Below are 15,253 nucleotides of genomic sequence, written 5' to 3'. Positions count from 1 at the left end.
CCCGGGGTCGGGGCCCCTTTTCCGTTCACTCGTCGCGCTTGCGCTGCTCGTCGAGCTTGCGCAGGAACTCCGGGTCGTCGTCGGGTGCGATCACCTTGCGGCCCGGCGTGTACTCCGAGTGCTGCGGGGCGAAGGCTCGCCACACCAGCACAGCCACGGTGAGCGCACCGATCACTGCCAACAGGTAGATCATCTGGTCGCCACCTCCCTTTGCCACGAGATTACCCGCGGCACAGGGATTACTACGGTTTCAGTGGCGGACGGGTTCAGTGGCCTCGGTCGTCAGCTCCGACAGCAGAGCCTTCACCTCGGTCTCACGGAACCTGCGATGTCCTCCAGGGGTGCGGATCGAGCCGATGCGACCTGCGGTGGCCCATCGGGTCACGGTCTTCGGGTCGACCCGGAACAGATTGGCGACTTCCCCAGGCGTCAAGAGCCGCTCGGTGGCTGCAGTCACTCGTCCTCCTCAGATCAGACGTTCCGGTCTGATCGTGGCATCTCACCCTTCAGGTACTCGAACGCTTGTTTTTTGGTAAAGAGGTAGTAAGGGACGACCGGGGCGAACCGGACATGTGACCGGGACTACGTGCACGCGTGCGCTGGGCATAAGGTGTCGCGGGTGGATGCTCTTGATCGACAGATCATCGCCGCACTGCGCGCCAACGGCCGGGCCACGTACGCCGATCTCGGCAGGCAGGTCGGCCTGTCCGCCTCCGCCGTGCACGAGCGGGTCGGCAAGCTCGAGTCCAGCGGCGTGATCGTCGGCTATCACGCGGTCGTGGACCCCAGCTCGGTCGGACTGGGTGTCACCGCGTTGATCGGCATCCACTCCACGGACACCGCGGACGACGACGAGGTCGCGGACGCGTTGGGCGAGCTCATCGAGGTCGAGTCCTGCTACCGGGTGGCGGGCGACGAGTCGTTCATCGTGAAGGTCCGGGTGGCGACGGTGGACGACCTGGAGCGCTCTCTCGGGCGGTTGCGGCGCATCCCCGGCGTTGCCCGTACGCGCACGACCGTGGTGCTCTCCACGCGGTTCGAGGGGCGGCCGAACACTGCTGAGTCGGACGACGACGTAACCTGAACGGGTGCTCGCTCGCGATGTGACGCTTTACGTTCTCGCCCGCCTCGGCCTGGTCGCGGTGGTGACGGGCGCGCTCATGTTCTTCAACGTTCCTTTGCTTCCCGCGCTGGCCGTCGGTGTCGTCGTGGCGCTGCCCGCGTCGTTGTTCCTGTTCAAGGGCCTGCGGCAGCGTGTGGCGGTCGGGTTGAACGAGCACCAGGCCGCGCGTCAGGCGGAGCGCGACAAGCTGCGCGCCGAGCTGCGTGGTGACGAAGGTCCTCTTACCCAGGCGTAACTGCGACCTGCGGTTATCGTGCCTGCGTGAGCACTTCTCTTGACCGTTGTTGCAGCAGGACCAGGCACTGGGTGCGCGAGGCCGTCGGGATCATCGAGGCGGACGCGAACCGCAGCGCCGACACCCACCTGCTGCGCTACCCGTTGCCGCTCGACTGGGGCATCGACCTCTACCTGAAGGACGAGTCGACGCACCCCACCGGTTCGTTGAAGCACCGGCTGGCGCGGTCGTTGTTCCTCTACGCGATCTGCAACGGGTGGATCACCGGTGGCACGCCCGTGATCGAGGCGTCGTCCGGGTCGACGGCGGTCTCCGAGGCGTACTTCGCGAGGCTGCTGGGGTTGCCGTTCATCGCGGTGATGCCGCGCTCGACGTCGGCGGAGAAGATCGCGCTCATCGAGCGGCAGGGCGGCAGGTGCCACTTCATCGACGACCCGTCGACGATCTATGACGAGTCGCGGAGGCTGGCCACCGAGCTCGACGGCCACTTCATGGACCAGTTCACGCACGCCGAGCGCGCGACGGACTGGCGTGGCAACAACAACATCGCCGAGTCCATCTTCGACCAGATGAAGCTGGAGCCCTCGCCCGTGCCCGAGTGGGTGGTGGTGGGCGCCGGCACGGGCGGTACGTCGGCCACGGTCGGTCGGTACATCCACTACCAGAAGCTTTCGACGCGGTTGGCCGTCGTGGATCCCGAGTTCTCGGTGTTCTTCGACGCGTGGCGGGACAGCGCGCCGGAGCTGGTGGGCACGCGCGGTTCGCGGATCGAGGGCATCGGCCGGCCGCGGGTGGAGCCGTCGTTCATCGGCCAGGTGATCGATCGCATGATCAAGGTGCCGGACGCGGCGTCCGTGGCGACGATCCGGTACGTCGAGGACCAGCTCGGTCGTCGCGTGGGTGGATCGACCGGAACAAATCTCTGGGGAGCGTTCCAGATCGTTGCCGAGATGCGGCAATCTCGCACGCGCGGGAGCGTGGTGACTCTGTTGTGTGACGGTGGTGAGCGTTACGCAAACACCTACTACGACGACTCATGGGTATCCGCACAAGACATGGATCTCGACCCGTGTCTTGAACGCCTGAACAACTTCCACCGCACGGGGAACTGGTGACGAGAGTTGTGCGTCACAGCGTGACCTGAGCACCACCTGAGTCCGCAGGGGGGACGCTGTGTCGTCGTTGTCCACCGACGCGGCCGAGCTGCGCGCGTACGCCGAGTACCTGCGCACCGAGGCGCAAGAGTTCGACACGATCCGCAAGTACGTGCACTCCACGGCATGCGACAAGAGCGGCTTCACGGGCCTGCTGACGTTGCTGCAGCCGGGCGTGGACATCGTGCGGGGGCTGTTCGACGAGACCCTCGACTTCGGCAAGTCCAAACTCGAGGGCGCCGCAACCGCCGTGGACGCGACGGCCACCGTCTACGAGGCCGTCGACCGCGCTCAGATGTCGATCTTCGAAGGACTCCTGAAGTGACGACCTCGTATCGGGACCCGCGCCCGGTCGCCGCGTCCCTGCAGCAGCCGGAGATCGACAGAGCCTCGCTGAACGACGTCCTGGCCGACCAGGGCTGGGGCGTCCAGGCGGTCAACTGGGTGTTCGAGGCCGTGACCGGCGAGTCGCTGGTCGCCACGATCATCACGCCGATCACCGGCGACTGGTCGAAGATCCGCGCCGACGCCGACGCGTGGCGCATGGTCGGCAACGCGATGAACGACGTCTCGTACAACCTCACCGACGCGGTCGGCAAGGTGCGGGTGCATTGGGACGGCGACGCTGCTCGTGCCCACGAGAAGTACATCGCCCTCGGCTGGAAGGCCGGCCTGCTCGCCGAGATGGGCGTCGCCCAGCTGATCGCCAAGGGCTTCGAGACCGTGGCTTCCGGCGCCGAGGCCCTGGGCAAGCAGGCCGCCAGGTTGCTCGACTACCTCGTCAACAAGCTGCTCGAGGCCGCCGCCACCGTCTGGATCCCGCTGGCCGGCTGGATCAAGGCCGCCGAGATGGTCTGGAACGCCTACCAGATCTACCGCCGCGTCATGGACATCATCGACACGGTCAAGAAGCTGATCACCGACGTCAAGGCCCTGTTCGACGCCGTAGGCCGCGTCTTCTCCGCCATCGGCAAGCTGAAGGATGCCGACACCCTGGCCGAGGCGATGAACGCCACCCAGGAGGTAGCCGAGGCGGGTCGCGACGTCCGCAACGCCGTCAACGACATCCACGACGACTTCTCGTCCATCAAGGACTCGGCCACCGAAATCGCCGACCGCGGCCGCGACATCGGCTCGAAGGTCCGCGAGGTCTACACGCCACCCGGCTCTTCCGACGAGACAAAGCCTGCTGCCGTCTCCGCCGTGGCTCCTGGCGGCGCCCCGGTCTCCGCTCCTCCGACCCTGAACGGCGGCCCCGACGCGCCCGCCACCCACGCCGCAGCCGCAACCGGCCCGGCCGTGTCCGCGCCGCCGTCGCTCGGCTCTGATGGCTCTGGCGCAGGCTCCGGTGGTTCAGGTGCTGGCGGCCCAGGCGGCGTGCCCACCGGCGGCCACGGCGGTGCCGGTGTCCCGACGGGATCCGGTGGCCCGAGCTCTGCGGGCCCGGCTGCTCCACCCCGTCCGGACCTGACCCACACCGCAGGCGCAGGTGCCGCAACGGCCCCACCGTCCCACCACGCGACCCCGATGGGTGGCGCGATGCCGATGGGCGGCGCCATGCCACCCGGTGGTGGTGGCGACACGTCCCGCAGCGGCTCCCGTCCAGGCTCCTCAGCCGGGGGCTTCGGCACCCCCGGCGGTACGCCCACCCCGCGCCCGGCAGGCCCCACCGGGCTGCCCACGCCGCCCACCCCCGGCTCGGGTCTGCCAACGCCTCCCGGTCACACCGGCACGGGCACCGGCTCTGGTCCTGGCACCGGTTCTGGTGCTGGCACCGGGGCGGGTTCCGGCTCGGCCGGTTCTCGGCCCACGCCCGGTGGGCCGGGCGTGCACACCTCGCCTTCGGGCACGGGTGACTCCCACCCGACGCCAGGCGGTACGCACTCCGCGCCGGGCTCCGGTGGCGGTCTCCCGACCCCTCCGCACGCTGGCGGTGGCCTTCCGACCGCGCCTGGTTCGGGCGGTGGACTTCCGACTCCGCCGAGCTCCGGTGGTGGCCTTCCTACCCCGCCCAGCTCGGGCGGCGGCTTGCCGACTCCTCCGCACTCGGGCGGTGGCCTTCCGACGCCGCCGCACTCTGGCGGTCTCCCGACGCCCCCAGGCTCCGGTGGCGGTCTCCCGACTCCGCCGAGTTCCGGTGGCGGGTTGCCGTCGCCTCCTGGCCACGACAGCCCCAGTACCGGTCACCAGGTTCCGTCCAGTGCGGGCGGTGGACTTCCGACCCCGCCGAACTCGGGTGGTGGCTTGCCGACTCCGCCGAGTTCCGGTGGCGGTCTTCCGGCTCCGCCGAGCTCGGGTGGTGGCTTGCCGTCGCCTCCCGGCCACGACAGCCCCAGCACGGGTCACCAGGCCCCGTCTGGTTCAGGCGGTGGACTTCCCTCGCCTCCCGGACACCCCAGCCCGAGTGCAGGCAGCACCCTGCCCTCGCCGCCCAGCCACGAGACCCCGACCACCGGTTCAGGTGCCACGCCACACGACGGTGGCACGCGGCCGCACGACACGACCCCGAACGACCAGTCTGGGACGCGTCCGCACGACACCACCCCCAACGGTTCGACGGACACGCGCCCGCACGAGGCACCGGACGACACGAAGCCGCACGACTCCGACGCGAAGCCTCACGACACCGACGCGAGGCCAAACGACGGCGGCCCGAAGCCGCACGACGCGGACACGAAGCCGCACGACGCGGACACCCGGCCCCGCGACGACGCCGAGCCCCGCGATGACGCGAAGCCCCACGATGACGCGAAGCCGCACGACGCGGACACCAAGCCGCACGACGACACCAAGCCCCACGACGACAAGCCCGACACCGACGACAAGCCCAACGACACCGACACCAGCGGTGCCGAAGACGGCAAGCCGGCCCCAGACCCCCAACCCGACCACACCCCAACCGACACCGACCCCAAGCCCCACACCGACGAAGCGGCACCGGCCACCGAAGGCCAAGCCGACCAGAACGGCGCCGCCCAGACCCCCAGCGGCCCAGACCTCAAGGGCCACTTCGACGCCGCCGCCATGGCCGCGCAAGGTCAGGGCTACCAGCACCAGCTGGAGCAGATGCTGCCCAACCAGGCGGACCGCGACCGGTACGTCGAGCTGAGCCAGAAGCTCTCCACCGAGCTCAGCCCGCAGGAGGCGCAGCACGTCGCCGACATCCGCAACCAGATCCAGGTCGGCACCGGCGACATCGTCACCAAGGCGCTCAACCAGGGCGCGCTCAGCACCTACCTGCCCGACCAGCCGCACGCGCCCGGCACCAAGCAGGCCGACTGGCAGAACCAGATGGGCGGCTCGATCGCCAGGGGCCAGGACGTCGCACCCATCAACACGCCGGCAGGCCTCAGGGACGGCCTGGCGCTGGACGACAAGGGCAAGGGCTGGACCCCGATCCCCGAGAACGCCCAGTCCGCCATGCAGCTCCGCTACCAGGTCACCGACCAGAACATCGGCGCCCACAACGTGCCGTTCGGCGGGCCGAAGAAGGACGTGCCGGACTTCAACACGTTCGGGCCGCGGCAGGAGAGCGAGTACCAGTCGCCGCAGGAGCAGGCGCACTACGAGGCGAGCCAGAAGCAGATGGCGGCGGCGGGTGGTGCGGCCAAGCCGTATGACGGGTACGACCCGTTCACCGGCACCGGCTCCACGATGGGTGGGTTGCCGGAGTGGCGCGTCGACGGTGGCACGCCGTTGCCCGACCGCGCCGAGATCTGGCAGGTGAATGCGGACGGCACCGAGAGCCTGCATGCTGTGTACGACCGCAAGCACGGCTGGACGAAACTCTGATGACCAAGTACTCGCAGGAGATGGCCGAATACCGCGGCGAGGTCTACTTCGCGGGCAGTGAAGGCCCCGGAGAAGTCTGGATCCGCAAGATCCCCGGCACCACCTACGCCAACAACGAGGGCTTCGAGACGTACGGCGACAGACACTTCAAAACCGTGCCGATCAGCGACCTCGACGCCTGGTACCAAGAGACGATGACGGCGACGTGGCGCGGACAGCCGTTCAACGTCATCGCCACCGAAGGCGACACAGCCGAGGCGGGGTACGCCGGTGGCGAGTACGTCTGGGCTGCGCAGAACGGGCTCGAAGGCGACCAGTACAACGGCTACCGTGCCACGCTCGCCACAGACGAGCTGGAGGACGTGCAGGTCGACCGCACCGACTTCTTGGCGCGGTGGAAGGAGAAGAACCCGGGATGAGCACCCCACAGGCCGTGCGCAAGGCGGCCGGCATCGGGCCGGAGACCATCCTGCAGATGATCGTGCACCCCGCGATCGCGCAGCTCTACCTGGGTAACGTCGTGGTGCCGGGCAAGTTCGAGCCGCACCGCGCGGCCGGGTTCGTGACGCGCGGGCAGGACTTCCCGCAGGGCACGTCGGACCAGTTCGCGGAGGCGTTCGGCGTCGACAAGGTCGCGGACTGGCCGAAGGGCACGCAGTACCTGCTGCGGTTCCTGGCGCACACCACGGAGATCTTCGACACCAGCTTCGGCGGGCCCACGATCGAGGGCGCGCAGAAGATGGGCACGAGCCGCGTCTACCCGGTCCCGTTCACCGGCACCGGCTACACCCCGAGCGCGAACCCCATCCCCGAGTACGTCATGGAGCTCGCGGAACTCCCGGCGGGCACGGAGCTGTGGCGGTTCGAGCCGAACGGGGACGGGCGCAGCGTCGGCAAGTACCTCAACCGGCAGACCGGCTGGATTCCCACCGGTGACGTCGGGTTCGGGTCGGGAAGGTACTGGCAGGCCCCGGTTCCGCTGCGGCCGACTGTCCGGCGTGGACTGACGGGCCGGTACCGCGGGCAGGAGTTCGACATCGACTTCGGGCCGGCGCCCGGCGAGGTCACGCTGCACCCGCTGGCCGGGCAGCCCGCACCGCAGGACTTCACCGAGGGCAACGGCGCGCGCTACCTGGAGGTCCCGAACGCGGTCGTCGAGGACCTCGCGATCGTGCGCAAGCTCTGCACGTACCGCGACGAAGCGTTCGAGATCGTCGGCATCATGGGTGACCAGGCCGTGCTGCACTTCCTCGGTGAGAACCACGAAACCGCCCAGCGGCTGGGATTGTCCGAAGTAGACTTCCGGCAGTGGCGCACGCTCGCGTCGCGTGCCGAGCTCAGCGACGTCCGTGACGAGGTCAGGCCGATCCAGCGGGGACTTTTCGCGAGGGAGAACTGATGACCACCCCGAACGACGGCTGGAAGACGCCGGAGCTGCGTGCCGCCGAGGCTCAGGTCGACGCGCGGTTCAAGGAGGCGCAGGACCTCGCGAACCGGCTCAAGGACACGCCGCTGCCGCCGATCCCGCCGATCGACTTCAAGGCGATCGCCCAGCAGGTCGAGCGGGCGGCGCAGGAGAAGGACGCGCCCGAGCAGCTGAAAGCCTTGAAGCGCAAGGTGGACGCGGGCGAGTTCTCGTGGGAGGACGTCGTCTCCGGCAAGGCCGCGAACGACCCGGACGTGCAGGCCATGCAGCAGGAGAACGTCAAGAAGATGAAGCAGGCGTTCCAGATGCTGCAGGAGGGCATGTCCCCGGACGAGATCATGAACGCGCAGGGTCCGCGCAGAGGCCGGGGTGACGACGGCGACGAGAACGACCCCGACATCTTCGCGGAGGACAAGTGGTGATGACGGCCTGGCGCACCTCGGACATCCTTGCCGCGGAAGGCTTCCTGGCCAACGCGGTCGCCGACGTCGATCGCGCGATGCGGGCCGCCCAGCAGAACCTCAGGGGCAAAGAACCGTCCACTGAGGACGTTCGCAGGGTGATGCAGTTCGCCAAGTCGAGCGACGCGTCACCGGCGATGCGCCAGCTCGCCGACCGCATCGCCCGCGGCGCAGGCCTGAGCTGGCGTCAGGTCCTCACGGGCGAGGCGGGCCACGACCCGTTGGTGCGCGCGGCACTCGAAGCCGACCGCGCGAAGCTCGACGAGCTGATCAAGGGTGAGACCGCCCCGCCGCCGCCTCCGCGCAGGCCCGTGCGACGCGACGAAGACGAACCGACTCAGTTCACCGAAGACGCCTGGTAGCGCTCAGTCCAGGAACAACCCGGTGCTGACCAGGATCGCCCAGGCGAGCATCGCGAGCCCGGTGAACTGCAGCACCGGGATCAGCTCACGCCCGCCACGGCCGGACGCAACCCGCCGCACCGCGGGCAGCAACACCGGCGCCGCAAGGAATCCGAGCAACGCGTAGGGCACCCGCACGGTCATCCCGAGCGCGATCAGGAACGGCACGGCCACCAGCGCGAGGTACAGCCGCCGGGTGTCCTTGTCGCCCAGCACCACGGCCATGGTTCGCTTGCCCGACACCGCATCCGTCGGGATGTCCCGCAGGTTGTTCGCCACCAGCACGGCGGCCGAGATCGACCCCATCGCGATGGACGCACCGATGCCGATCCCCGTGATCTCACCGGACTGCACGTACAGCGTGCCCAGCACCGCGGCCGGTCCGAAGAACAGGAACACCGCGATCTCGCCGAGACCCGCGTAGCCGTACGGGCGCTTGCCGCCGGTGTAGAACCACGCTCCCGCAAGGCAAACAGCACCGAACGCCAGCAGCCACCAGTACCCGGACAGCACCACCAGCACGATCCCGGCCAGCGCGCCGATCCCGAGCGAGATGAACGCGGCCAGCCGGACGGAAGACGGTTCTGCGGCACCGGACCCGGTGAGCCGGAACGGTCCCACCCGGTTGTCGTCGGTGCCGCGGATGCCGTCGGAGTAGTCGTTGGCGTAGTTCACGCCGATCTGCAGCGCGATCGAGACGACGAGCGCGAGCGCGGTGTAGAGCGGTTTGAACTCGTCGATGTGGTGTGCCGCCGCGGCGCCCACGATCACCGGGGCGATCGAGTTCGGCAGGGTGCGCGGGCGGGTCCCCTGGACCCACTGGACGACTGAGGCCATGCCTTCATCCTCCGCCATGGGTGCTGAGGACCCGCCAAAGGGGGTGATCAGCAGGCAGGTGCGCCGCTGACACCCGCCACGTACGCCTTCGCGACGTGCTTGCCCGATGCGATGCGGTACCAGACGTTCGACGTGCCTTGAGTGCCGGAAACCGACTCGCCCGTCAGCTGGCACGTGACCCTGACCTGCGCGTAGTTCGCCGCCAGACCCACCTGCGCGGTCGAGGAGTTCGCGCCGCTGCGCACGTTCACGGTCCCGTTGGCCGCCGCGGTGCGCACCGTCCCAACCGGACCGGAGCCGGTCCACAGGTACGTCACGGTGACCCATGAGTTCGTGGTCAGCTTGAGGCCGTCCCAGAACGTGCCGTCGGCCAGGTCGATGCCCGCCGGGTTCAGGACCTCGCGTCCGAACTGGTCCTTACCGCCGTTGTAGTTGTCCTGGTAGGCGGCCTGTGCCTGGGGCTTGCCCTGCGGCAGGTTCTTCCACATCTCGCGCGTCGCGGACGGGTTCCAGTAGTCGTCCTTCGTGTTCCACGGGCCGACGTCCCACACCGGCGCCCACTCGCAACGCCCGTTCGACGCGCACACCTGCACGCTGTAGTTGCCGGAGTTCCTGCCCGCCAACCCACGCCGCGACGGCAACGCCACGAAGTGGTCGCGCGAACGGATCGTGTGCCCGTTCGCCGTCGTGCCACCGACCAGACCCTCACGCGTCGCGTAGACCCGGTACGAACGCCCAGCCGCCATCGCGGAAACCTCGTCCGCGGCAGGAGTCCGAGAAGCGGTCAGTTTGACTCGCGATGCCTTGCCACTGCTCAAAACCACGCGCGTCTGGACGGTGGACGTGGTCACCGGCAACGTGGCCGGCGCCTCCAGCCACTCGGTCCACTGTCCGTCCGGACGCAGACCGCGCACGTCGACGACACCATCGCCGGTCACCGCCGCCGTGACCGTGTTGGCGGGCTGCGCGAGTCTGTGCGACCCGAGCTCGATCAGGCCCATCCGCGGGGAACCACCCCACGAGACGGTGTGGCCGCCGACGTCCGCGGACCACTCGTTCGTGGCTGCCTGGGCAGGGGCCGCCAGCCCGACTGTCAGGGTGGCCCCGACGACCAGCGGTAACAGGTAGCGCATGAGAAAACCCCCATCGCTGCTGCGCGCGGTGGGGTCCGCGCGCTTCGCGGGGAGAGTTGTCCTCAGCGGTAAAGGTTCACCTAAAGGAGTCAGCCACCGCTGACCTGTCGACCTTGCCCGGTCCGCGCAACGGCAGCTCCGACACGAACCGCACCAGCTTCGGCGCCGCAGCCCGCCCCACGGACTCCGCCACCGCGGCCTTCAGGTCATCGAGAGACGGCTCGACCCCGCGCGCAACGACAACAGCGGCCACGACCTGGCCCCACTCCTCGTCCGGCAAGCCGACGACACACGCCTCCAGCACGCCGTCGACGGTCGCCAGAGCTCGTTCCACCAGCACCGGAGGCACCTTCTCGCCGCCCGTGACGATCACGTCGTCCGCGCGCCCGAGCACCTCCAGCCGCCCGTCCCGCAGCCGCCCGAGGTCGCCGGTGCGGAACCACTCGCCGAACGGCTCAGCAACGCCCCGATAACCCAGCGCCAGCACGGGCCCACTGATCTCGATCACGTCGTCGGTGCGCAGCCGGACGTCCCGCAACGGCACCCCGTCGTACACACACCCACCGGCTGTCTCGCTCATGCCGTACGTCGTGACGACCTGCACACCCAGAGCGCGCGCCTGCTGCAGGAGCTTTGGCGGGGTGGCGGCCCCGCCGATCAGCACGCCGTCGAACTGCCGCAGCGCCGCGAGCCCCGGTCCCTCGCCCACGACGAGCCGGGACAGCTGTGTCGGCACCAGGGCCGTGTAGTGCCGGCCGGGCTGGGCCAGCACCGGCCGGGCGGCCTGTGCGAACCCCATCGCCCGGAAGCCCTTGGACATGTCGAGCACGCCGGGCGTGGTGCCGGCGACGACCGACCTGACCAGCACCTGGACCCCGGCGATGTGGCTGGTGGGCAACGCCAGCAGCCACGTCCCGGGCCCGCCGAGCCGCTCGTGGGTGGCCTCGGCCGATGTGGTGAGGGCCTGAGCGTCGAGCAGCACGGTCTTCGGCTCGCCCGTCGACCCGGAGGTGGGCACGCCGAGCACGGCCCGCTTCTCCCAGCCGTCGAGCGGGCCGTCCACCAGCGGCTCGCCACCCGTGAGCGCCGCGCGCAGTTCGTCGAACATGATCATTTTGGCGATCAGAAGTAGTACGGGTAGTTCGACCAGTCGGGGGCGCGCTTCTCCAGGAAGGCGTCACGGCCCTCGACGGCCTCGTCGGTCATGTACGCGAGCCGGGTCGTCTCGCCGGCGAAGATCTGCTGTCCCACCAGACCGTCATCGATCAGATTGAACGCGTACTTGAGCATCCGCTGGGCCGTGGGCGACTTCCCGTTGATCTCGCGCGCCCACTCCAGCGCCGTGGTCTCCAGCTCGGCGTGCGGCACGACGGCGTTGACCGCGCCCATCTTGTGCATGTCCTCGGCGGAGTACTCGCGGCCGAGGAAGAAGATCTCGCGCGCGAACTTCTGCCCGACCTGCCGCGCCAGGTACGCCGATCCGTAGCCGCCGTCGAACGAGCCGACGTCCGCGTCGGTCTGCTTGAACTTCGCGTGCTCCTCGCTCGCGATCGTGAGGTCGCACACGACGTGCAGGCTGTGCCCGCCACCGGCCGCCCACCCCGGCACGACCGCGATGACGACCTTCGGCATGAACCTGATCAGCCGCTGGCACTCCAGGATGTGCAGCCGCCCCGCCCGCGCCGGGTCCACCGTCTCGGCGGTCTCGCCGGACGCGTACTGGTACCCGCTGCGCCCGCGAATCCGCTGGTCACCGCCACTGCAGAAGGCCCAGCCGCCGTCCCGCGGCGACGGCCCGTTGCCGGTCAGCAACACGCACCCGACATCGGACGACATGCGCGCGTGGTCCAGCGCCCGGTACAGCTCGTCCACGGTGTGCGGCCGGAACGCGTTGCGCACCTCGGGCCGGTTGAACGCGATGCGGACCGTGCCCTGGTCGATCGCGCGGTGGTAGGTGATGTCGGTGAAGTCGAAGCCCTCCACGGACTTCCACAACGACGGGTCGAAGAGCTCCTGATCTGCCACGAGTCGAGACTCTAGGCGCCCTCGGCTGAGACCTTCGCCCGGACGCTCCCGGCGAGCATCAGCATCGCGATGACCCCGCACGCCGGCAGCCACAGCGAGACGATCGACGCCCCCTCGTCGGCGTCCCGCGGGTAGATCAGCAGCAGGGCCCCGCTCACCACGAGTTTGGCGGTGAGGCAGAACGCCCAGCTCCGCAGCACCCGCGCCGCACCACGTGCCTGCTCGGTCAGCACCGCGTACACCGGAATCACGATGATCGCGAGCATCACCCACGTCCCGACGAGCCCCACCGCGGGCGTCGGGTCGGCCCGCTCGCTCCAGAGCACGGTCAGTTCCGGCGCGTACCAGGTCACGGCCGCGATGGCCCCGGCGAGAACTGCTGCGCCCCAGCGCGGCTGCAGCGACTGCGGACCTTGCACCAGCGCCATCACCGACGACATCGTGGCCAGGGCGAACACCACCAGCCAGACTGCGGGCGCCTCCAGCGCCACGTAGATCGGGATGAACGAGAGCCAGAGCGCGACCTGAGCCGTCTGCCGTTCCCGCTGACGCGCCTGCGTGTGCCGGTTGACGAGGTCCACTCCCGACCACACGAGCCAGATCCCGAACCAGATCGCCGTGATCGTGGTGGACTCCCGCATGTCCGAGCCGATGAACCACCTCCGCTCCAGCATCAGGCCCACGCCGACCGGCGGCGGCAGCTTCTCGTCGGTGCCGAAGAGCGTGATGATCACGGTGATGCCGGCCGCGAGCGCGATCACACCGGCGGCGACGAGCCACGGGTCGAGCCGTTGTTCTGGCTGTGGCGGCGCGACGTAGTAGTTGTTGATGTTCTCGACGTGGTTGACCACGTTGCCTTGGATCTCGTCCGCCTGCATCGCGTTGCCGGTGACCTCACCGGGCTCGTTGGTCACGGTTTGTCCTTGACGTGTCCGGCGAGCACGAGCATGCCGATCACACCGAGCAGCGGCGCCCACCCGATGACCGGCCCGGAGTTGTCCCCGCTGAGGAATCTCGTGGCCGTCGACGCGACGAAGAGGCAGAACGCCCAGCTCCGCAGCACTCTTGCCGCCCGTTCGCCGGGAGCCGTCAGCACGGCGTGCACCGGCAGCACGATCACCACCAGCAGCACGATCGCGCCGAAGATCTTCAACAGCACCGATGCGTCGATGCGGTCGCCCCACAGCAACGCCAACTGCGGCCCGTACCAACACGCGCAGGCAACGACCCCGGTCAGCACAGCGACGACCGGTCGACGCCGCAGCGTCATCGGACTGCACAGCAGGCAGATCAACGCCGAGCCGGCCGCTGCCAGGTACAACCCGTGCGTCACCAGCGATACGCCGACCGCCGCGTTGAACGGAATCAACGAGACGTACAGCGCGAACTGCGCCGAGTTCCTCGCTGCCTGCCGTGCCTGGCGCTTGCGGATCCACAGGTCCGAGGCCGACCACACGAGCCAGAGCGCCAAGAAGATCCCGACGAACTCCCACTGGTTTTCGGTGGTGCCCGCCACCCAGACCATGCCGGCGGCGGCGAGGACCGCGAGCACGCCCGCGTGGACGAGCCACGGATTCAGTTGGGGCAACGCCATCGGCGCGACGGAGTTCTGGTGGACGTTGTTGATGTTCTTCACCGTGTTGGTGATGTCACCGCGGACCTGACCGGCTTGCACCACGTTGCCGTGGACCGCGCCGCTGACCTCGTTGTGCACCTGCGGTTCCCCGGTCATGCCTCGGCGCCGTTCACCCGCACGTTCCGCGCGATCACGAGCATGCCGGCGACCCCGCAGGCCACCAGGATCAGCGTGTTCCCCGGCACCCTGACCAGCGGCACCGCGTCCAGCATGATCACCAGCGTCACGGCGATCTTGACGGCGAGGCAGAACGACCAGCCGCGCAGCACGCGGGCGGCGTGGTCGGCGGACGCGGTCAGCACCGCGTACACCGGCACCGCGACGATCGGGAGCAGCAGTGCGGTGCCGAGCACCTGCCACACCACCGAGGTGTTGTCCTGGGACCAGAGCAGCCCGAACTCCGGCCAGAACCAGCCGAGCGACGCGACGGCGACCACAGCCGCGGCCGTGAACCAGCGCGGGTGCAGCTGCCGCGGACCGTGCAGCAGCGAAATGAGCGCGATGGCGGCCGCGACGAGGAACAAGACCACCCACACCGCCGGCACGCCGACCGCGACGTACACCGGGACGAGCGACAACCACAGCGCGACCTGGGCGACGTGCCGGTCCCTGCCGTGCCACTGCCACCTGCGGTTGAGCAGGTCCCAGCCCGTCCACACCTGCCAGAACGCGAACCACAGCCCCGCTCCCAGACCCGAGTTGAACGACGCGTCGGCCGAGGCGCCGATGCCGAGCAACGGCGGCCAGCTGCCGCCCGCACGGCCCGTCAGCACGAGGAAGACGAGGACTCCGAGCCCGATCGCCAGCCCACCCGCGGTGGCCAGCCAGCGGTCCAGCGGGCCGAGTACAGGCGCAGGGCTCGTCGGCTGGACGACGTGGTTGTTGGTGGTGTGCACCGAGGTGTACACGTCACCGTTGATCTGGCCCGCCTGCACGACGTTGCCGTAGTTGGTGCCGCTGAGGTCGTTGAGCAGCTCGGGTTTCGCGCGTAACTCAGGCTCGTCTGTCATCCACCCCACCCCCGTTCTCA

Annotated in this window: 18 protein-coding genes; 9 read left to right on the top strand and 9 right to left on the bottom strand. The window is 69.2% G+C overall.

Annotated elements, in window-relative coordinates:
- Positions 1-25 precede the first annotated feature (25 nt).
- Together LFM09_RS12920 and LFM09_RS12915 are read right to left on the bottom strand one after the other, a co-directional pair.
- A complete protein-coding gene (locus LFM09_RS12920) occupies positions 26-193 on the bottom strand; it encodes a hypothetical protein (protein ID WP_086667950.1) in 168 nt (55 codons plus the stop codon).
- Positions 194-250: 57 nt separating this feature from the next.
- Positions 251-457: a BldC family transcriptional regulator gene (locus tag LFM09_RS12915; protein ID WP_030473853.1), complete on the bottom strand. Its 207-nt coding sequence runs from the start codon at positions 455-457 to the stop codon at positions 251-253.
- A 162-nt stretch (positions 458-619) separates the two neighbouring features.
- On the opposite strand from LFM09_RS12915, the gene LFM09_RS12910 reads away from it, so the two are divergent.
- The 9 genes from LFM09_RS12910 to LFM09_RS12870 are packed head-to-tail and all read left to right on the top strand — an operon-like array spanning position 620 to position 8,553.
- The gene (locus LFM09_RS12910; protein WP_414096642.1) at positions 620-1,084 is read left to right on the top strand and encodes an Lrp/AsnC family transcriptional regulator; all 465 of its coding nucleotides are present in this window, start codon (positions 620-622) and stop codon (positions 1,082-1,084) included.
- A 4-nt stretch (positions 1,085-1,088) separates the two neighbouring features.
- On the top strand, positions 1,089-1,358 hold the full coding sequence (locus LFM09_RS12905; RefSeq protein ID WP_414096641.1) for a DUF4229 domain-containing protein: 270 nt from the start codon (positions 1,089-1,091) through the stop codon (positions 1,356-1,358).
- Between the two features lie 26 nt (positions 1,359-1,384).
- On the top strand, positions 1,385-2,473 hold the full coding sequence (locus LFM09_RS12900; RefSeq protein WP_414096640.1) for a PLP-dependent cysteine synthase family protein: 1,089 nt from the start codon (positions 1,385-1,387) through the stop codon (positions 2,471-2,473).
- A 58-nt stretch (positions 2,474-2,531) separates the two neighbouring features.
- Positions 2,532-2,837 (top strand): hypothetical protein, encoded by a 306-nt coding sequence (locus tag LFM09_RS12895; RefSeq protein ID WP_414096639.1) that lies wholly within the window; start codon positions 2,532-2,534, stop codon positions 2,835-2,837.
- Positions 2,834-6,304 carry a hypothetical protein gene (locus LFM09_RS12890; RefSeq protein WP_414096638.1) on the top strand — a complete coding sequence of 1,157 codons (3,471 nt, stop codon included), beginning with the start codon at positions 2,834-2,836 and terminating at the stop codon, positions 6,302-6,304. The genes LFM09_RS12895 and LFM09_RS12890 overlap by 4 nt, the downstream gene beginning before the upstream one ends.
- Positions 6,304-6,723, top strand: coding sequence for a hypothetical protein (locus LFM09_RS12885; RefSeq protein WP_414096637.1), 420 nt, complete (start codon positions 6,304-6,306; stop codon positions 6,721-6,723). Before LFM09_RS12890 ends, LFM09_RS12885 begins: the two co-directional genes overlap by 1 nt.
- On the top strand, positions 6,720-7,703 hold the full coding sequence (locus LFM09_RS12880; protein WP_414096636.1) for a hypothetical protein: 984 nt from the start codon (positions 6,720-6,722) through the stop codon (positions 7,701-7,703). Before LFM09_RS12885 ends, LFM09_RS12880 begins: the two co-directional genes overlap by 4 nt.
- Positions 7,703-8,152, top strand: coding sequence for a hypothetical protein (locus tag LFM09_RS12875; protein WP_414096635.1), 450 nt, complete (start codon positions 7,703-7,705; stop codon positions 8,150-8,152). Before LFM09_RS12880 ends, LFM09_RS12875 begins: the two co-directional genes overlap by 1 nt.
- A complete protein-coding gene (locus LFM09_RS12870; protein WP_414096634.1) occupies positions 8,152-8,553 on the top strand; it encodes a hypothetical protein in 402 nt (133 codons plus the stop codon). The genes LFM09_RS12875 and LFM09_RS12870 overlap by 1 nt, the downstream gene beginning before the upstream one ends.
- A gap of 3 nt (positions 8,554-8,556) precedes the next feature.
- Here LFM09_RS12870 and LFM09_RS12865 read toward each other — a convergent pair whose 3' ends face one another.
- The 7 genes from LFM09_RS12865 to LFM09_RS12835 all read right to left on the bottom strand — a co-directional run bounded on the left by LFM09_RS12865 (position 8,557) and on the right by LFM09_RS12835 (position 15,233).
- On the bottom strand, positions 8,557-9,429 hold the full coding sequence (locus tag LFM09_RS12865) for a 1,4-dihydroxy-2-naphthoate polyprenyltransferase (RefSeq protein WP_414096633.1): 873 nt from the start codon (positions 9,427-9,429) through the stop codon (positions 8,557-8,559).
- 47 nt (positions 9,430-9,476) lie between these two features.
- Positions 9,477-10,562, bottom strand: a complete 1,086-nt coding sequence (locus LFM09_RS12860; protein ID WP_414096632.1) for a hypothetical protein — start codon at positions 10,560-10,562, stop codon at positions 9,477-9,479.
- A gap of 76 nt (positions 10,563-10,638) precedes the next feature.
- Positions 10,639-11,676 (bottom strand): o-succinylbenzoate--CoA ligase, encoded by a 1,038-nt coding sequence (gene menE, locus LFM09_RS12855; protein ID WP_414096631.1) that lies wholly within the window; start codon positions 11,674-11,676, stop codon positions 10,639-10,641.
- Between the two features lie 8 nt (positions 11,677-11,684).
- Positions 11,685-12,587 (bottom strand): 1,4-dihydroxy-2-naphthoyl-CoA synthase, encoded by a 903-nt coding sequence (locus LFM09_RS12850; RefSeq protein ID WP_414096630.1) that lies wholly within the window; start codon positions 12,585-12,587, stop codon positions 11,685-11,687.
- An 11-nt stretch (positions 12,588-12,598) separates the two neighbouring features.
- A complete protein-coding gene (locus tag LFM09_RS12845) occupies positions 12,599-13,501 on the bottom strand; it encodes a hypothetical protein (protein ID WP_414096629.1) in 903 nt (300 codons plus the stop codon).
- The gene (locus LFM09_RS12840) at positions 13,498-14,319 is read right to left on the bottom strand and encodes a hypothetical protein (RefSeq protein WP_414096628.1); all 822 of its coding nucleotides are present in this window, start codon (positions 14,317-14,319) and stop codon (positions 13,498-13,500) included. Before LFM09_RS12840 ends, LFM09_RS12845 begins: the two co-directional genes overlap by 4 nt.
- Positions 14,316-15,233, bottom strand: coding sequence for a hypothetical protein (locus LFM09_RS12835; protein WP_414096627.1), 918 nt, complete (start codon positions 15,231-15,233; stop codon positions 14,316-14,318). The genes LFM09_RS12840 and LFM09_RS12835 overlap by 4 nt, the downstream gene beginning before the upstream one ends.
- Positions 15,234-15,253 lie beyond the last annotated feature (20 nt).

The sequence above is a fragment of the Lentzea alba genome (assembly GCF_047445655.1).
Taxonomy (GTDB): Bacteria; Actinomycetota; Actinomycetes; order Mycobacteriales; family Pseudonocardiaceae; genus Lentzea; species Lentzea alba_A.
This window is presented reverse-complemented; position numbering and strand designations above follow the sequence as displayed.